This is a genomic window from Achromobacter pestifer (genome assembly GCF_013267355.1).
GTDB lineage: Bacteria > Pseudomonadota > Gammaproteobacteria > Burkholderiales > Burkholderiaceae_B > Achromobacter > Achromobacter pestifer_A.
In genome coordinates this window covers 5554266-5572569 of the sequence record NZ_CP053985.1, presented here as the reverse complement: position 1 = coordinate 5572569, position 18304 = coordinate 5554266, and the positions used below count along the sequence as shown (strand labels likewise).

Annotated in this window: 17 protein-coding genes; 11 read left to right on the top strand and 6 right to left on the bottom strand. The window is 64.6% G+C overall.

Going from position 1 to position 18304, the window contains the following annotated elements:
* Positions 1–4 precede the first annotated feature (4 nt).
* From FOC84_RS26390 to FOC84_RS26380, 3 genes are all read right to left on the bottom strand, one after another.
* On the bottom strand, positions 5–811 hold the full coding sequence (locus FOC84_RS26390; protein ID WP_173147450.1) for a hypothetical protein: 807 nt from the start codon (positions 809–811) through the stop codon (positions 5–7).
* A gap of 1 nt (position 812) precedes the next feature.
* A complete protein-coding gene (locus tag FOC84_RS26385; protein ID WP_173147448.1) occupies positions 813–1475 on the bottom strand; it encodes a hypothetical protein in 663 nt (220 codons plus the stop codon).
* Positions 1476–1619: 144 nt separating this feature from the next.
* Entirely contained in the window at positions 1620–2099 is a 480-nt protein-coding gene (locus tag FOC84_RS26380) for a VOC family protein (RefSeq protein ID WP_173147446.1), read from the bottom strand.
* Between the two features lie 355 nt (positions 2100–2454).
* Between FOC84_RS26380 and FOC84_RS26375 the strand changes: the two genes are divergently transcribed.
* Both FOC84_RS26375 and FOC84_RS26370 read left to right on the top strand, forming a co-directional pair.
* Positions 2455–3921 (top strand): DUF1254 domain-containing protein, encoded by a 1467-nt coding sequence (locus FOC84_RS26375; RefSeq protein ID WP_173147444.1) that lies wholly within the window; start codon positions 2455–2457, stop codon positions 3919–3921.
* 94 nt (positions 3922–4015) lie between these two features.
* On the top strand, positions 4016–5503 hold the full coding sequence (locus FOC84_RS26370; protein ID WP_173147442.1) for a DUF1254 domain-containing protein: 1488 nt from the start codon (positions 4016–4018) through the stop codon (positions 5501–5503).
* Between the two features lie 57 nt (positions 5504–5560).
* On the opposite strand, the gene FOC84_RS26365 is transcribed toward FOC84_RS26370, so the two are convergent.
* Positions 5561–7585: an alkyl/aryl-sulfatase gene (locus FOC84_RS26365; protein ID WP_254241789.1), complete on the bottom strand. Its 2025-nt coding sequence runs from the start codon at positions 7583–7585 to the stop codon at positions 5561–5563.
* 336 nt (positions 7586–7921) lie between these two features.
* Between FOC84_RS26365 and FOC84_RS26360 the strand changes: the two genes are divergently transcribed.
* The gene (locus FOC84_RS26360) at positions 7922–9523 is read left to right on the top strand and encodes a GGDEF domain-containing protein (protein WP_173147440.1); all 1602 of its coding nucleotides are present in this window, start codon (positions 7922–7924) and stop codon (positions 9521–9523) included.
* A 39-nt stretch (positions 9524–9562) separates the two neighbouring features.
* Positions 9563–10534 carry a hypothetical protein gene (locus FOC84_RS26355; RefSeq protein ID WP_254241788.1) on the top strand — a complete coding sequence of 324 codons (972 nt, stop codon included), beginning with the start codon at positions 9563–9565 and terminating at the stop codon, positions 10532–10534.
* An 18-nt stretch (positions 10535–10552) separates the two neighbouring features.
* Here FOC84_RS26355 and FOC84_RS26350 read toward each other — a convergent pair whose 3' ends face one another.
* The gene (locus FOC84_RS26350) at positions 10553–10951 is read right to left on the bottom strand and encodes a cupin domain-containing protein (protein ID WP_173147438.1); all 399 of its coding nucleotides are present in this window, start codon (positions 10949–10951) and stop codon (positions 10553–10555) included.
* Positions 10952–11157: 206 nt separating this feature from the next.
* Between FOC84_RS26350 and FOC84_RS26345 the strand changes: the two genes are divergently transcribed.
* From FOC84_RS26345 to FOC84_RS26315, 7 genes are all read left to right on the top strand, one after another.
* Entirely contained in the window at positions 11158–11952 is a 795-nt protein-coding gene (locus tag FOC84_RS26345) for a DUF899 domain-containing protein (RefSeq protein ID WP_173147436.1), read from the top strand.
* Positions 11953–12174: 222 nt separating this feature from the next.
* Complete coding sequence (locus FOC84_RS26340; protein WP_173147434.1) at positions 12175–12726, top strand: hypothetical protein; 552 nt, start codon at positions 12175–12177, stop codon at positions 12724–12726.
* A gap of 99 nt (positions 12727–12825) precedes the next feature.
* Positions 12826–13311 (top strand): nucleoside deaminase, encoded by a 486-nt coding sequence (locus FOC84_RS26335; protein WP_173147432.1) that lies wholly within the window; start codon positions 12826–12828, stop codon positions 13309–13311.
* Positions 13312–13410: 99 nt separating this feature from the next.
* On the top strand, positions 13411–13899 hold the full coding sequence (locus FOC84_RS26330) for a hypothetical protein (RefSeq protein WP_173147430.1): 489 nt from the start codon (positions 13411–13413) through the stop codon (positions 13897–13899).
* Between the two features lie 87 nt (positions 13900–13986).
* A complete protein-coding gene (locus tag FOC84_RS26325; protein ID WP_173147427.1) occupies positions 13987–15288 on the top strand; it encodes a UDP-N-acetylglucosamine 1-carboxyvinyltransferase in 1302 nt (433 codons plus the stop codon).
* A 204-nt stretch (positions 15289–15492) separates the two neighbouring features.
* The gene (locus FOC84_RS26320) at positions 15493–16884 is read left to right on the top strand and encodes an FAD-binding oxidoreductase (RefSeq protein WP_173147426.1); all 1392 of its coding nucleotides are present in this window, start codon (positions 15493–15495) and stop codon (positions 16882–16884) included.
* Positions 16885–17085: 201 nt separating this feature from the next.
* The gene (locus FOC84_RS26315) at positions 17086–17925 is read left to right on the top strand and encodes a polysaccharide deacetylase family protein (RefSeq protein ID WP_254241787.1); all 840 of its coding nucleotides are present in this window, start codon (positions 17086–17088) and stop codon (positions 17923–17925) included.
* A gap of 14 nt (positions 17926–17939) precedes the next feature.
* Here the strand turns inward: FOC84_RS26315 and FOC84_RS26310 are convergent, their stop codons facing one another.
* Positions 17940–18236, bottom strand: a complete 297-nt coding sequence (locus tag FOC84_RS26310; RefSeq protein WP_173147422.1) for a hypothetical protein — start codon at positions 18234–18236, stop codon at positions 17940–17942.
* Positions 18237–18304: the final 68 nt, after the last annotated feature.

The following is an 18304-nucleotide window of genomic DNA, read 5'->3' as shown; positions in this document are numbered from 1 at the left end:
CAGCTCATAGCTTGGATTCGAAAAACTCCACTTCGATGCGGTCCGCGCTCAGGTAGCCGCAGAGGTTGGCCGGGAAGCGCGCCCGGCTGCATGCGGTGTACGCGTTTCCATATAACACCGCGGTCTGGAGAAAATTGCGGCTGAGCGCCGTGCTGTCTGAGTGGATGCTGCGCTTGAGGTCGGCTTGCAGCCGCTCGCTCGCCGCGCGCATCGGGCGCAGGATTTCCGCCTCGAACCTGCGGGCCACGCCCGCTTCCGCTTCGTTCGCCGGCACGCTGGATTGCGCAGGGTCATAAGCATCCAGCAGTTCGTTCGGGGCTCGGCGTGCGCAATAGAATGCCTGATAGTACGAACCCGTCGCGGGCCGCTTGAGGCGGGCTCGCGCAAGGTAGGCCAGCGACGGCACGGAGGAACTCCAGGAAATCAGGGTACTGGTCGTGCCCGGCTTCACCGTGCTTACGTACGCGGGCAGGCAGGCGCCGAGGGGCTCGCGCCTGGACCGCAGATCCGCCAGCCTTGCGGCGGCGTAACGGTCGCCGTAGCGCAGCACGTCCTCGTAATTGCCGCTGAGATGGCTGCCGATGATTACCCCTTGCACCACCCAGATGCAGTAACCGTCGACGGACTGCCCGTCCTGGCAATATGTCGCCAACGCTCGCTTCATGCTGGGCCCCATCGCCTGAAAGCCCAGATCCAAGGCATCGGAATATGCTCTATACAACGCCTGGCTTCTCTCCTCTCCCAAGCCCAGCGGCGCGCCCAGGGTCGAAGACGCCAGCACGGCCGCCACCACCGAAGCGAACAATGGCATATCACTTCTCCTGTTGGGTGGCAGAAAGCCGGCTGCGGTCGCGCGCGCTCAGCACCGTATCGGGATAGCGGTACATCCAGCGTCCGTCCCGGCATTGATAGACACGCCTGCCATAGACGACGGTCGAACCTTCGCCGTAATAGTTCAGATGCGCGGCGTCCGAGGGGCGGGTGAAGTACTCGCAGGCCTGGCCGGCGTAGTCGGCCCCGGGATCCTTGGGCCCGGCATTGGCGGAAGCCGATGGATTTGGTGCATCGGCTGGAACATTGCGGGGCTTGTCGCGCATCGCGGAGTTGTTCCAGGGATTCAGGGCGGGATCCGTGCCGTAGCCCTCCTTGATCCGGTCGCGGTCCCGCTGGTAGTCGGCCTCCCGCTTCGCCCGGGCCTGGGCCTCCGCCGCGCGCTGCGCGTCCTCGTACTGCTGGCGCAATCGGTCCTGCGCGCCCTGGTCAAGCAGCGCGTCGTCCTGCTGGCCGGAACTGCGCAGATAATCGCTCAACACCTTTTGCGCCGCGTCGATGGCGGCGCCGGTGTTGCTGCGCGAAGAAGATGAGGAACGTGACGTGCCGGTGGCCTCGATGGCCTGTCCGGGCCCCGCATGGGCCCCGACGCCGCAACCTGCCAGCACGACCAGCGCCATGATGCGAACCGCGAGCCTGGCCATAGGAAAGCTCCCCGAGCAAAACAGCGCAAACGCCTGCTAGCCTCGGAGCGAGCCATGTGGATGGCCTGTCCCGGCGCGGCGCGGCGCTTCCATGATAGATCGCACCGCCGCCGCCGGAATCAGCCAAAAGGGGGAATCAGCCCCCTACCCCCGCCGCGCCGCCTCGATGGCCGCGATATCAATCTTGCTCATCGTCATCATCGCGTCAAACGCGCGCTTGGCGGTGGCGGGGTCCGGATCCGAGATCGCTTCGATCAACATGCGCGGCGTGATCTGCCACGACAGGCCCCACTTGTCCCGGCACCAGCCGCATTCGCTGGCCTGGCCGCCGTTGCCGATGATGGCGTTCCACAGGCGGTCAGTCTCAGCCTGGTCTTCGGTGGAAATCTGGAAGGAAAAAGCCTCGCTGTGCTTAAAGGCCGGACCGCCGTTCAAACCCACGCACGGGATGCCCGCGACGGTGAACTCCACCGTCAGCACATCGCCCTGCTTGCCGGAGGGATAGTCGCCCGGCGCGCGCAGGATCTTGCGCACGGCGCTGTCCGGAAAGGTCCGCGCGTAGAACTGCGCGGCTTCCAGGGCGTCGCTGTCGTACCAGATACAAACGGTGTTCTTGCTGGACATGTTTGCTCTCCTGTCTAGGGCGAGCGCAGGAACCGCCTGCTCGGCGAGTCCGAGGCGCGCTGCTCCAGGATAGGGAAGGCGCGCTTTCGGGCCGACCAGGGCCGCCGCTGCTCCATGTTGCCCGCATACCCCAATGGGGTTGTGCCCCCAAGGGGCCGGATGTCGCCAAGCCACGATTCTTCCTGGCGACTTGCAAAAAAAACTAGCATAGACTTAAGTGTTCGTTTTGAAAATCCGGCTTGCCAGCCTTTCTGGAAACCCAGAGTAGCGCTGATCTGCCGTGCGGCGGGTTGGGCCACCGTGCTTTTGAATGTCCGATTCGTGTTCTGGTAGTTCCCCCCCAAGGAGCGCAAGAATGAAACTTGGACTCGCAATTCTGTCGCTCGCCTTGCTGCCGCTGGCGACCGGCATCCCGGCCGCACTCGGCGCGCCGCAGGCGCCCGGCGCCAAGACCGCGCTGACGCTACCGGCGCCAGACGTCATCATGCACCCCGAGTACGCCAAGGCCATAGGCCGCTACGCCTATGTCTGGGGCTGGCCCATGGTGAACATGCTGAACCGCAATGACCGGATAACCAAGGCGCCCCGCCCAGGCTTGCTGGGCGGAATCCTGCCTGCCGCGCCGCGTGGGCAGGTGGGCATGCTCCACGATTACATCGTCCCGCAAGAAACCTTCGTAACCTGTCCCAACCAGGACGTGGTGTACGGCCTGGGCTTTTTCTCCTTGGACGAAGAGCCCGTGATCGCCCAGGTGCCCGACTTCGGCGACCGTTTCTGGGTCTATGCGCTCTATGACCAGCGCACCAACCAGTTCGGCCAGTTGGGCAAGCCCTACATGAGCAAGCCAGGGTTCTATCTGCTGGTCGGCCCCAACTGGAAGGGCAAGCGGCCGGCCGGCGTGCAGGCGGTCATCCGCAGTCCCACCGCGCTGGCCAACGCCATCCCGCGCATTTTCATGGATGACACGGAACAGGATCGCAAGGCCATCCAGGCCAAGATAAACCAGGTGGTGTTCTATCCGTTGAAGGACTTCAACGGCAAGATGAAGACCATAGACTGGAAGACCGCGCCCGAAATCCCGAACCCTCAGACCGACAGCGCCAACTCGGGCGAAACGCGGTGGGTGGTCCCCGAGACCTTCTTCGACCAGTTCGGCAAAGTGCTGGACATGGTGCCGCCGCTGCCCGGCGAAGAAGCCATGTACGCGCAGTTCCGTTCCGTGCTTGCCGCGGCCGCGCGCGATCCCGCCATCAAGGAAGCCCTGCTCCAGGCCGCCAAGGAAACCGAGGACCAGGTCATTGCGCCGTTCTTCCAGTGGAAGCACAACGGCCGCCCCGCCGGCAACAACTGGAACCGGTCCACCAACAACGCCCAGACCGGGCTGGATTACTTCAACCGCACGGGCACGGCCAAGTCGAACATGTTCGACAACCGGCCGACCGAAACGCAGTATTTTTATACGGACTTCGATTCGGCCGGCACGCAGCTGGACGGCAACCAGCGCTATGAAATCACCTTCCCCAAAGGCCAGCTTCCGCCCGTCAAGGGTTTCTGGTCGCTGACGCTCTACAACAAGCTGCACCTCTTCAGTCCGAACGAACTCAAACGCTACTCGCTGGGCACCAAGAACAAAAACCTCGCGCGCAATGCGGACGGATCCTTGACCCTCTACGTTGAGCCGACCTCGCCTGGCCAGGACAAGGAAGCCAACTGGCTGCCATCGCCAAAAGAACCGTTCTCGCTCTACATACGCGCGTACTGGGGCCAGCAGGCCGTACTCGATGGCAGCTGGAAACCGCCGCAAGTCAAGAAAATGGATTGATCTTCCGGGCCGGCCCGCCGGTCCGCGCTTTTTCCTTTCCACTTCGCCATGGCATGCGCGGAGCGTATCCGCAGCCGTTATCAGGAGTTCCTTCATGCGCAACAAACCGAGACTCACCCTGCTGTCCGCCGTGCTGCTGGCCGCTCTTTCCGCAGCAGCGGGCGCCGCGCAGGAACAGGCCACCGTCTCGCCGCTGGTCAAACAGCTCAACAACGGCAATTGGCTCGCACAGGACGAGGCGGAGCGCCTGCGCGACGAACTCTTTTATCAGCGCGCCATCCATGCCTACATGACGATGCTGCCCGCGCTCAACGTGATCGGCATGCGCGATGGCTCCGAGAAGACATTTGGAGCCGGGTACAACGTGCTGCCCATCTGGAAGGAGCGCATGGACGCCAAGACCATGGTGCCCACGCCCAATGCAGACGTCATCTATTCGATGAGCTACCTGGACCTGAAGAAGACCGGCCCGCTGGTGGTCAAGGCCCCGGCCAATGTCATCGGCATGTTTACCGACTTCTTCCAGCGCACCATCACCGACGTGGGCGCCATCGGCCCGGACCGCGCGCGCGGCGGCCTGTATCTGCTGCTGCCGCCGGACTACGACGGCCATATTCCCAGCAGTTATTTCGCATTCAAGTCACCGACCTACAACGTGTTTCTGTTTTTCCGCACCGTCATGGCGAAGGGCGACGGCAAGCCCGACCCCGGCCCCGCCGTCAAGGCGGCGGAGACCACTCGTGTCTATCCCTTGTGGGCCGAGGAGAAAAACATCAAGCCCATGGAATTTCCGGACGCCAGCGGCAAGCGCGTCGACATGATGTACCCGGTGGATGGCCAGTACTGGCAGAAGCTCAAGGACTTCGTCGACTACGAACCGGTGTCCGCCATCGATCCCGAGCTGCGCGGCGTCCTGGCGTCCATCGGCATCGTCAAGGGCCAGCCCTTCAAGCCGACCCCGCGCCAGCAGGAGATGCTGCAAAAGGCCGTGGAAACCGCGCCCAGGATGATACTGGCGCTGCGCCAACTGGGACGCGAGGACGGCCGCAATCTCTATTACAAGGACCGTCAATGGGAGCGCGCCTGGGCGGGCGGCACGGCGGAATGGATGCAGGAAACCTATCTGGACGTGAACCAGCGCGCCGGCTTCTTCCAGTACGCCTATTCATCGGCGCCGGCCATGGTCATGCGCACGACGGGCGCGGGCTCGAAGTATCCTTACACAGCCAGGGATGCGGCCGGGAACTTCATGAACGGTTCAAATACCTACAAACTGAGGCTGCCGGCAAACGCGCCGGCGGCCTTGTTCTGGGCGGTCACGGCGTACAACGTCACCGACGGCACCATGCCGGAAACGCAGCAGCTCATGCCGTCCACCAACGGCTACTACGACATCCCCAAGCAAGCGGACGGTTCACAGGAAATCTGGTTCGGGCCGCGGAAGCCGGAGGGCATCGCCGATGCCGCATTCATCCAGACCATACCCGGCCGCGACTTTCTGATCGCGTTGCGGCTATACGGAGCGGAAGATGCCTTCTACGACCAGACCTGGAAGCCGGACGACGTCGTCAAGATGAAGTAGGCGTGCATCCGTGCCAACCAACGCGGGAGGCCGATATCGGCCTCCCGCCCCCCGCCGCTAGGGCGTCACGATGTTGAACCAGAACGGGAAGTCGTCCAGCGCGCCGAAAACTTCGGCGAGCTTGGCCTGATCGCCGCTGACCTTGACATCGCCTTTGGCCATGGCGTCCTTCAGCGTAGTCTGCTTCAACATGATGTTGTTGAGGGTGTCGCGGGTCAGCGACACGCTGGCGCTGGGGTCCTTGGCCTGCCTGCCCTCGGAATGGTTGAGTACGCTGTTGGCCATTTCCAGCATGTATTGCTGTTTCGTGTCGGTGAAATCCACATTCAGCACGACGTGCTTGCCCTCGGTCTTTTCGCGGTTCAGCCGCACCGCAAAATAGTCGAACAACATGTCCAGCGTCATGGCGCGCACGGTGTCCGGGCTGGCGGTGTCCGGTACCGGCAGCTTCTGCACGCCTTCGCGCAATTCCTTGGCGCCGGTCAGGTAGAAGTTGCGCCACGGGCCGCTTTCAGCCTGGTAGCCCAGCTGCTCCAGCGCATCGGCCTGCAAGCTGCGTGCCTCCTGGTTCTTCGGATCCGCGAATACCGCGTAGTTGACGACCTCGGCCACCCAGCGGTAGTCGCCCTTGGCGTAGTATTCACGCGCCTTCTTCACCACGGCGTCCACGCCGCCCATCATGTCGACGTAGCGCTTGGCGCCTTCTTCGATGGGCAAGGTGTGCAAGGTGGCGGGATTGCCGTTGAACCAGCCGAGGTAAAGCACGTAAGTCGCGCGGACGTTGTGGTTGACGGACCCGTAGTAGCCCCGGTTGGAGAACTTGGTGGCGATCGACTTCGGCAGCTTGACCTGTTCGGCGATCTCTTCCTTGTTGAGGCCCATGTTGGCCAGGCGCAAGGTCTCGTCGTTGATGTAGCGGTACATGTCGCGCTGCAGGCTCAGCTGTTCGCGCACGTCCTTGTTGTTCCAGACCGGCCAGTGGTGCATGGCGTACATCACTTCGACGTCGTCGCCCCATAGGTTCAGGGCCTCGTTCAGGTACTTCGACCAGGCCAGCGGGTCGCGGATCTTGGCGCCGCGCAGGGAATAGGTGTTGTGCAGCGTGTGGGTGGAGTCCTCGGCGGTGTTGAGCGCCTTTTTCTCCCGGATGTAGTACAGCATCTCGGCGGGCGCTTCGCTGCCGGGCGCGTACAGAAATTCATAGGTCAGGCCGTCGATGGTGCGCTTCTCGCCGGTTTTCTCGATGATGTCGGTGGGCGGAATCAGCGTGACCGTGCCCGCCGAGGTTGTCGTGCCCAGGCCCGCGCCCACCTGGCCGGTCGCGCTGGGCGGCAGCAGGTTGCCGTACATGTAGCTGGCGCGGCGGCTCATGGCGGTGCCGGCCATCACGTTTTCGGCCACGGCATGTTCCAGGAATCCCAGCGGGGCATAGATCTTGACCTTGCCCGCCTTCACGTCGGCCTCGTCGACCACGCCGCGCACGCCGCCGTAGTGGTCCACGTGGCTGTGGGTGTATATCACCGCCACGACGGGTTTCTTGGGGCGGTGCTTATAGTAGAGGTCCAGTGCGGCCTTGGCCGTTTCGGTGGAGATCAGCGGATCCATGATCGTCAGGCCTTCCTTGCCTTCGACGATGGTCATGTTCGATAGATCCTGGTTGCGCACCTGATAGATCCCGTCCATCACCTGGAACAGGCCCGAGATATTGATCAGCTGCGCTTGCCGCCACAGGCTGGGATTGACGGTGTCGGGCGCATCCGAGCCTTCCTTGATGAAACCGTACTTGTCCGAATCCCAGACCAGGTTGCCCTCGGCGCCCTTGATCATGCCGGCGGGCAGCGGCGCGACAAAGCCCTTGTGCGCCAATTCGAAGGCCGTCTTGTCCGAGAACGGCAATTCCTTCAGCAGGGCCGCGTTGGCTGCCTTGGTGGGCGCTTCGGCAGGCTTGGGACCATCGGCCGCCCATGCCGGCGCCGCAAGCGCGATAGCCAGCGACGTCAATGCGGCCGGCGCCGAACGTGGGCGCCTGGGCACCGGGCTTTGCTGTGTATGGAAGACCGTCGCGCGGCGAAGCAGCTTCATGATCACTTTCTCCAGACGGGGCAGTGGACAAACCGCTCGGATGGGCGGTCCGGCAAGCAATGAAGTCAGGCGAATGCAGGAGCAAAATCACACGTGCGAGCGCGGCAAAGCGTGATGGATCAAGCGGCGGAAGTAATAAGAAATTACAGACGTGAACGGCATCACGCGGCGCTATGTTGGATATACCGCACAAAGCCTACACATTTTCTTCGTTAAATCAATCGTGGATTGCAATTACGGAAGCCCGGTATTGCGGCATGTTTCGTGCCCATTTATCGTTGTCAAACTAGACGCGGTCGATACACCAGTACGCATGGGATATTGCATGGAGTCTCGATGAGCCCTCGGTCAAGCTACACAGGCACGCGCAAGCGCAAGGTCGGATTGCATGCGGTACTGGTCACCCTGGCCGTGCTGAGCGTGGCCGTCGGCTTTTCCAACGCCATGTACTCCAGCTACCAGGTGCAGAAAGCGCAGATCATCAGGAACGCGCTGGCCGCCAACCACGCCCGCGCCGAAAAGCTGGCCGAGGTCATCGACGTCTATATTGCCGCGTTGCATCGCCAGGCCCGCAATGCCGCCAGTCAGTTCCCCGCGTCCATGGACAAGCCGCAGGCGCTGCAGAACGAACTGCAGCGCCTTGCCGGCCAGATCGACTCGCTGCACGCGGTCATGCTGGCCGACACCGCCGGCCGTATCGTTGCCCGCTCCCCTACCGGCCAGCTTGCAGATGCAAAGATCCTGCGTCTTGCCGATCTGGGCGTGAGCGCCCCGGGTCCGGGCGCCTGGGTGACGACGCTTCCCAGTACCCAGGCCGCGGTGCTTACCGTGGTGGAACCGGTGGAAGACCCGGCAGGTGCACCCCTGGCCTATCTGGCCATCGCCATCAAGCTGGACGCCGGCAGCGGCATGGACCGGATCATCGGCGACCGGGACGAAATCGCCGGCATGTCGGTGTTCCTGGTCGGCAACAACGGCGACGTGCTGTACCGCCGGCACGCCGCGCCCGGCACGCTCGATCTGGCCAGCGTCGAACCGGCGCGGCACGACGGCGCCGCCCTGTACCCGCAAGCGGAGGGCGGCGCCGTATTGACCGGCTACGCGCCCTTGGCCAAGGGCAATTGGGCGGTGGTGGCGCAGCGTACGCTGGACCAGGTGCTGTCGCCGCTGCGTGAATTGCTCGGGGATGCGTTGCGCGCCGCCATCCCCGCCATCGCGCTCACGCTGCTGCTGGTGTGCGGCCTGGCCTATGCCATCGCCTCGCCGCTGTCGCGCTTGACCCGCGCCATGACCGCGGGCAAGTCGGCCGGCGTGGACCTCGAGCGGCTCAACGCTTGGTACGCCGAGGCCGACACCTTGCGCGACGCCGTCCAACTGACGCTCAACCTGCATCAGGACGAGGTGGGACGCCTGAACACCCAGGCGCTGACGGATCCGATGACCGGTCTGCTGAACCGCCGGGCCATGACCGAGGTGCTGAGCGCCTACGCGGCCGACGGCACCTCCGTGGCGGTCATAGCCATGGATCTGGATCATTTCAAGCGCATCAACGACAGCTTCGGCCACATGACGGGCGACAAAGTGCTGGTCGCGCTGGCCGAGGTGATCCGGGCCTGCCTGCGCGACCAGGATCGCGCCTTCAGGGTGGGCGGGGAAGAATTCATCGCGCTACTGCCCACCCATTCGGCCGCCAAGGCGAGCGAGGTCGCCGAACGCCTGCGCACGGCCGTGGCCCGGCGTCTCATGCCAGACAGCGTGGGCCGCGTGACCGTGTCGATCGGCGTCGCGCTCTGGCCGCAAGACGGCGAATCCGCTGCCGAAGTCATACGGCGGGCGGACGAGGCCCTGTACGAGTCCAAGCAGACAGGACGCAACCGCGTCACGCTGTGGCGCGACCAGGCCCCGTCCGGGCCGCCATCGCCGGCTCGCAGCCGCTAAGCACACCGTGACCCCAGCGCAACTTACTCCGGAGATGACATGCCCCTGTCCCTGAGCATGGCGAGGCAACGTACAGGCTGGCTGCTTGCCCTGCTGGCCTGCGGGGCCGGACCGCAAGCGTGGGCGCAACAGGGCCTGCGCCTGAGCCAGGACGATCTGCAAAAGCGCGCCAACGGGGTGCTCGCCCTCATGTCGTTCTCCATCGTGCCGGACATCACAACCAGCTCGCTGAACATAGGCGGGAGCAGCGGATCGGTCACGGGGTCCAGCGAATTCGCCATGACGCAGCTGGGCGGCGGCGACACCATATCCAAGTCGGTCCCCATCTACCTGGAAGGCGTGCTGGCCGCGAGCCGCTACGATCCGACCTTTGTCGCCACGCAGGGCGCGGAGTCCCGCAGCGTCCCCACCAAGTGGAACAGCTTCTCGGCCACCGGCGGCATAGGCTGGGACTTCAAGCTGACCGACGAACTGAAGCTGCGGCCGATCTTCAATTTCGCGCTGGGCAACGTCACCAGCGACCTGCGCGCCGCCAGCTGGTATGTGGGACAGCAGACAGGCAAGGACATCAGTTTCCTCGACAAGGGTTCGCTCAACGCCTATGGCCTGGGCGGCTCGCTGATGCTGGATTACGAACACTACCGTCCCGGCTATGAGGTCGACGTAGAACTGCGCTACTCCGACATGCGGCTGCAAAGTTTCAACAGCTCTGCGGCGGTCCAGGGCCATGCCACGGCGCAGTCGGCCAATCTGTGGGCGCGCTACCGCGCGCCCACGGGATTGGTGATGCTGCAACGGCCGCTGCGCTACGTGCTGGAACTGACCCATTCGGAATTCCTGGGAGACCAGCGCGGCATCCTGGGGTTCGACCGGTTGACCTCCGTGGGCGCGGGCCTGGAGCTGGACTCCAGCGCCTATGACGTGATCATCACCCGCACCCGGCTGGTGGGCCGCTATGTGTTCGGCTCCAATGTGTCGGGTTTCTCGGTGGGGCTGGCGGTGAGCTTCTGAGGCCGGCGCCGGGTGGCATTATTCGTCGACGACCGTTGCGTGCTCGGCCGGCAAGATCACTTCCAGCAGTTCGCAGTCATCCGACCACCCCACGACGGTGTGCCGGATATTGGGCGGTTGTATCCAACAGGTGCCCGCCTTCATGGTCTGCACGCCCTGCCCTTCGAAATCGCTTTTGAACCAGCCTTTCAGCACATAAACCAGCTGGAATTGCACCTCGTGATGATGCCGCTGGCTGAACTTTTCCGAGAACGGCTCGATCATGCGGATGACGTGCGCGGTGGCGGCCCCTTGCGTCGCCGCGGCAATGCCCAGATCGCGATAGGACGAGTAACTGCGCAGCCCGCCCGTCTTGAAATCGTCTTCGTTGAGATGGCTGACCGTGAAGCGCTGGCTTTGCTTGGCATGACCTGTCATGACTATCTCCTTGGGGATGACCCATCTGATAGAACAGCACGAAACATTGCCGGGCACAAGCAGCGCAATGCAAACCCGGAATGTCGCCGCATTTGTTACTCCCCCGCTTGGAATCGACGGTGACAGACTACCTCTGGGGCCGCAAAGATTGGAGCCGCGCGCAAACCTGGCGTTCGGAGCCCGGCCCGATCTGGAGGTTTGAAACCATGGCTACATCAAGCAAGAACGAAGGCAAAGGCGGACGCTCCGCCATGCGCACGCCCCTGGTCGTATCGCCACAGGAGTGGCAGGCCGCCCGCCAGCAACTGCTGGTCAAGGAAAAAGCCCACACCCGCGCCCGCGACGCGCTGGCGGCCGAACGCCGGCGCATGCCCTGGACGCCAGTGACCAAGGCCTATGCGTTCGACGGCCCTGCGGGCACGCTAGCCCTGCCCGATCTGTTCGACGGCCGCCGCCAACTGATCGTCTACCGCGCCTTCTTCGAACCGGGCGTGTACGGCTGGCCGGAACATGCCTGCCGTGGCTGCTCCATGGTGGCGGACCAGGTCGCCCATCTGGCGCACCTGAACGCCCGCGACACCACGCTGGTCTTTGTTTCCCGCGCGCCGCAGGCGGACATCGCTCGGTTGAAAGCGCAGATGGATTGGAAAATGCCCTGGTACACGCTGACCGATGGGTTCGACGCCGACTTCGGCGTGGACGAATGGCACGGCACCAATGTGTTCTACCGCGACGGGGACCGCATCTTTCGCACCTACTTCCTCAACAACCGCGGCGACGAGCAGATGGGCGGCACCTGGAACTACCTGGACATCACGCCGCTGGGACGCCAGGAAGTCTGGGAGGATTCGCCCGAGGGCTATCCGCAGACGCCGACCTACAAGTGGTGGAACTGGCACGACAGCTATGTGCCGGACGCTGCGCCCGACAGGAAATGGGTCGAGATTTCCGATGCGGGCGAAGCCGCATTCCGGGCGCAGAGCGCAGCCGCCAAACAGTGAGAGGGCGGGGGGCATGGACTGGCGCGACGGCTGGCCGTATTCATTGGTAATGTAAATAACCAATGGATACATAAGCTCAAACAACAGCAATTATCGGGGTCCGATGACCGTGCTAAGTTATGCGCCCGCCGACCTTCGGCCCAAGCGCATCCGCGGCGGCGTCCCCGTCAGGCAGCCCTTGCCGGGCGGCCGCGCCCTCCTACCCCTTACTTGACGAGAACCATGCACAAGAACCTCGAAAGCGACACGATCATCGCCAAGGGAAAACAGCGGATGTCCAGCCTGCTGCTGGCGGCAGGCCTGGCGCTTGCAGCAACCGCGCCGGCCATGGCTGTGCCGCCGATAAAGGCGCACGGCGCGCCCGCCACCGCGCCCGCCGCGGCCGCAACCTCGGGTTCGGTGCAGAAGACCGACATCCAGAACCAGGCCGCCTACGAGCGCCTGCTGAACAACAGCGGTATCACCTTGCAATGGCTCTGGTCGGCGCAGCGCGGCCACCTGACCGCCACGGATGAAAACGACGTGGTGCGCATCGAGGGCACGCAGGCCAACCACGAGGGCACGCTCAAGATCAAAGGCGATATCGTCTCCATCGCCGGCGACCGCTTCATTTTCCGCGGCACCATCCTGATCCTGGACGCGCCGGACAAGGGCCGGCGCTGCGAACGCAACGGCGAATTCGAGTTCCGAGCGACGGGCAAGCGCAAGTACTGGCGCCTGCAGCAGATGGAAGCCTGCGGCGGGCTGACGGACTACGTGGACGTGTATTACTAAGCCAGCCTGCAAGAAGGCTATGCTTGCGGCTGCATGCCGGCGGCCTGCCCATCCACAGCCGCCGGCCCCCTGCCGCGCGGCATACACGAGGAGGCTCGCATGATTACCGAAACGGACAAGAAGCATCTGGCGCGCTGTGTCGAACTCGCCAGACGGGCGCTGGAAGCAGGCGACGAGCCCTTCGGCTCGGTGCTGGTTTCACCCGACGGCGTGGTCCTGTTCGAAGACCACAACCACGTGTCCGGCGGCGATCGCACGCGGCATCCGGAATTCGAGATCGCGCGCTGGGCCGCGAACAATGTGCCGCCGGCCGAACGCGCCGCCTGCACCGTCTATACCTCGGGCGAACACTGCTCCATGTGCGCCTCTGCGCACGGCTGGGTCGGACTGGGCAGGATCGTCTATGCCAGCTCCTCCGCGCAGTACCGGGAATGGCTGCGGGAATGGGGTGTCGCCCCCACGTCCAAGGTGCGGCCGCTGGCCATCGCCGAGGTCGTGGACGGCATCCCCGTCGACGGGCCGGCGCCAGAGTTCGCCGAACAGGTCAGGCTGCTGCACCAGGAAAGAATGCGGCGCCGGGCCTAGGCGCAGCGGCCCCGCCCTGATGACGGTTACCGCCCGTCTCATTCGTCAGTAGCAATCCGCAGTATTCTCGCTGCACCGCATTATGAACAGGACTCCCGCATGCCTTCTGCCCTGACCAAGTGGCTCACCAGCATCGCGTTCGGCCTGCTCGTCGCCTGGGCCAGCGGCGGCGTCGTCAATCCGGTCATGCAGCAGGCATTCGGGCTGGCGGACTTGACAGGGCTTGCCTATATGGCAGCGCTGGACAGGATGCTGATTGCGACGGGCATCGTGTCGCTGCTGATCGGCGTGGCGCTCGTCGCGGCGCTGGTCCGCATTCCCAATTTCCGCCGCCTGATCGGCTGGGGCTGCGCCATGCTCGGCCTGGCCGTCCTGCTGAACCTGCTCGGCGCCCTGCTTGCGATGGAGCCCGGCATCTTCAATCCGGCCACCGGCGGCAAGCAGGCGGCCAACGACGCCTATACGGCGCTGTTTTTCTGGGTGCTGATTTTCGGCCTGCCTTATCTGGGGGCCGGCCTGGCGCTGACCATAGGCGGCTGGGTCCTGATCCGCAGGAATCCCGGCCCTGGCGCAGCCCGGCCGGCATGACACGGCCGCCGCGCGCCTTTACAGTGTGAATTTACCGGGAGCCCAGGCGGCTCCCTTCTCCCTATTTTTTCTCGTCCTACTCGCTCCATGTCCAACCTCATCGTCCACGGCGGCACCCCTTTGCGCGGCCGCGTCATCCCTTCGGCCAACAAGAACGCGGTCCTGCCGGTGCTGTGCGCCACCCTGCTGACGGACCAGCCGCTGCGGCTGCACGGCGTGCCCGACATCACGGACGTGCGCAAGATCCTGGAAATCTTCCGTACCCTGGGCAGCGACGTGCGTCTGGACGAGTCCACCCGCACGCTGGACCTGCACCACCGCGACACCGCCTTCGACGCCGCCCGCCACCGGCTGCCCGAGGAAATGCGCTCTTCCATCATGCTGGTGCCGCCGCTGCTGGCGCGCTTTGGCGTGGCGCGGCTGGAAGACAACGTCAAGGGCTGCACGCTGGGCGTGCGCGAGATCGATCCGCACGTGGACATCTTCCGCTCCTTCGGCGGCGAGGTGGAACGCGCCAGCGGCTCGCTGCTGGTCCGCAGCAGCGAGCCGCTAAAGCCGACCCACCATTGGCTGGACTACGCCTCTGTGACGACCACCGAGAACTTCGTGCTGTGCGCCGCCGCCGCGCACGGCGAATCGACCCTGACGAACGCCGCCTCCGAGCCGCACGTGCAGGAGTTCTGCCGCTTCATGGCGATGATGGGCGCGGACATCGACGGCATCGGCACGTCGCGGCTGACGGTGCGCGGCGGCGCCCGCCTGGGCGGCGGCGAGTTCACCTTCGAGGAAGACTTCCACGAGATCACCACCTTTCTCGCGCTGGGCGCGATCACGGGCGGCGACGTGGTGGTGCGCAACAGCACGCCGGAGAACTTCCCGCTGATCGACCGCACCTTCGCCAAATTCGGGGTGCGGATCGTGCATGAGAACGGCTGGTCGCGCGCGCTGCGCGCCGGCCCGCTGAAGGTCCAGACGCCCTTCACCAGCAATGTGCTGACCAAGGTCGAAGCGGCGCCGTGGCCCTATTTCCCGGTGGACCTGCTGCCCATCTTCATCGCGCTGGGCGTGTGCGCCGAAGGCAACGCCATGTTCTGGAACAAGGTCTACGACGGCGCGCTGGGCTGGACCGGCGAACTGTCCAAGTTCGGCGCCCACGTGTTTTCGTCCGATCCGCACCGACTGATCACGTTCGGCGGCCGGCCGCTGACGCCCGCGGTGGTCGAGAGCCCCTACATCATCCGCGTCGCCATCGCGCTCTTCATGATCGCCAGCAGCATCGACGGCCGTTCGGAGATCCGCAACGCCACGCCGATCCGCCGCGCCCATCCGCGCTTCGTCGAAAACCTGCGCAGCCTCGGCGTGCAGGTGGAATGGACCAGCGAGGAGTAAGCTTTCCGGATACGCACGCCACGGCGCGCAAAACGGGAGCCGGCCGACTGGCTCCCGGCGCGGCGCGCCGCCCTTCCAGGGGCATGGCCCCTCACGCAGGAGGCGTATCCCATGCCGCGCCCGAATCCATAGACGGCCCGGGCCTGCCCACAGGCCCCAGTTTCAGAGGTTGTTCACGAAGCAGCACCTTCAAGGAGGTGTGTGATGAGCAAGCTTTCCGATAGCGCCCTGGATGATCTGAAAGCCTCGGCCCGAGGCCAGGTCCTCTGCCCGGGCGACCCCGGCTACGACGACACCCGCAAGATCTGGAATGCGATGATAGACCGCCGGCCGGCGGTGATCCTCCGATGCGCCGGCGCCGCCGACGTGCGACGCGCCGTGGATTTCGCGCGCGATAACGGCCTGGTCCTGTCCGTGCGCGGCGCAGGCCACAATATCGCAGGCACCGCGGTCTGCGACGACGGGATGATGATCGACCTGTCGCCGATGAAGTCGGTGCGCGTCGATCCCCTGCGCGCCCGGGCCTATGTGGAGCCCGGCGCGACGCTGGCCGATTTCGATCATGAGGCCCAGGCTTATGGGCTGGCCACGCCACTGGGCGTGAATTCCACCACCGGCGTGGCCGGGCTGACGCTGGGCGGCGGCTTCGGCTGGCTGACCCGCAGGTTCGGCATGACCATCGACAACCTGCTTTCGGCCGATGTCGTCACCGCGGACGGCAAGCTGCTGCACGCCAGCGAACAGGACAACCCGGACCTGTTCTGGGCGATCCGGGGCGGCGGCGGCAATTTCGGCGTAGTCACGATGTTCGAATTCCAGCTGCATCCGGTCGGCCCCGAGGTTTATGGCGGCCTGGTGGTGCTGCCGCTGGAACAGGGCAAGGAAGCGCTGTCGAAGTACCGGGATGCGCTGGCGACCCTGCCCCAGGAACTGACGGTCTGGGCCGTGCTGCGGCTGGCGCCGCCGCTGCCCTTCCTGCCGCAAGCGGTACATGGCAAACCCATGGTCGCCTTCGCCATGTGCTATTCGGGCGATCCGGCACTAGGTCCGGCCGCGGTCGACGTGGTGCGCGGCTTCGGCAAGCCTTATGGCGAGCATCTGGGGCCCATGCCGTACACCGCCTGGCAAAAGGCTTTCGATCCCTTGCTTACGCCCGGCGCCCGCAACTACTGGAAGTCGCACAATCTGGGCGGCCTGGAAGACGGACTGATCGACGCCATTGTCGCCGCGGTGGAAAACCTGCCTTCGCCGCAATGCGAGATCTTCCTGGGCTACATCGGCGGCGTGGCCGCGCAGGTCCCGGTGTCCGCCATGGCCTATCCGCACCGTTCGGCGCAATTCGCCATGAACGTGCACGGACGCTGGGACTTCCCGGAAGAAGACGAGCGCTGCATCGCGTGGGCCCGGACGCTGTTCCGGACCACCGAGCCCTATGCGCAAGGAGGGGTGTACGTGAACTTCCTGACGCAGGACGAACCGGAGCGGCTGGGCGCGGCCTACGGGCCGAACTTCGACCGGCTGGTCCAGGCCAAGACCCGCTACGACCCGCAGAACCTGTTCCGGCATAACCAGAACATCAGGCCGGCGGCTGTCTGACCTGATCGGCGCGCCAGTTTGCCCTGGCTGCTATCCTGATGCCCCGGCGTCCGCCGGGGCACGGGACGCCTGGGCCGGATTCCTGGCGTGCGTGGCAACGACATCCGAGGTTTGCTTCCCTGCATGGCTTCCTGCTTTTCCCTCCCTCGCATTTTTGCCGTCGGCTTCTCTCTATGGGCGTCGTGGTGCTCCGCCCAGACCGTGGCCCTGACTTTCGACGACGGACTCAATCCCGATAAGCAGCCCCAGGCCGCGCTATGGAATTCCCAACTGCTGGACGCCTTGCAAAAGCACGGGATCCAGTCCGCGCTGTTTCCTGCGTTGAGCAGCATAGGCGGCGCCGACGGGCTGGAACTGGTGGCGCAATGGTCGCGGGCGGGGCATTGGGTCGGAAACCATACGGCCAGCCACCGCAGCCTTGCCGACCCCAAGGTGTCGCTGGAATCGTTCATTGCCGATGTAAAAATCGCGGATGCCGCCCTCAGGAGCCTGCCTGCCTTCGTGCCGATGCTGAGGTTCCCGTACTTGAGAGAAGGCGATACGCAGGCCAAGCGAGACGGCATGCGGGACTGGATGGCGCAGAACCGCTACAGGAACGGGCTGGTATCCATAGATGCAAGCGACTGGTACTACAGCCGCGTCTATGCCGGTCACATGAAGGCGGGCGACACCGCCCGGGCCCAGGGCGTGAAACAGCGATACGTCCGCCATTTGCTGGACCGGGCGGCCTATTACGACGGGCTGGCCCGCAAGGTCCTGGGCCGCAGCCCCAAGCATGTCATGCTGCTGCACACCAACCAGCTCAATGCAGAAGCCCTGCCGGACGTGATTGCGGCGCTGAACGCCCAGGGCTGGACGATCACCCCGGCGAGCGCCGCATTTGAAGATCCGCTGTACGCGCAGGCGCCTGATACGCTGCCCGCCGGCGAAAGCATCGTCTGGGCGCTGGCCAAGGCCAGCAAGCTTCCGAACCTGCGATATCCGGCGGAGGGCTCCGAATATGAGGAGCCGCTGTTGCGGGACGCCGGGCTGTTGCCCTGAACCCCAGGCGCAAGCTATTTTTTCACGCTTGCGGACTTGCCCGCCCCATTCAGGCGCACCGCGGCGCGGATCAGCGCCTGCAGCGCCGTTTCGTCCAGGGTTCCGCCCTCGCGGATATCGATGGCGCGCCGCGTGTTGCCGTCCAGGCTGGCATTGAAAAGCCCTGCGGGATCGGCCTGCCTGATGATGTCCCTGACCCGCGCGAGCGTCTGGCCGCGCCAGTCGTCCAGTTCGCGGATCCTGGCGTCTATCAGGCGGGAGGGGGTCTCTTGCGTTGCCTCTTTTCCTGCGCTGCTCGTCTTGGTGTTCATGCCATGTCCCGGGAAAGATCGCAGACGGATGCGTCAGGAAGAATACCTGCATAGCTGCCGGAAAATTT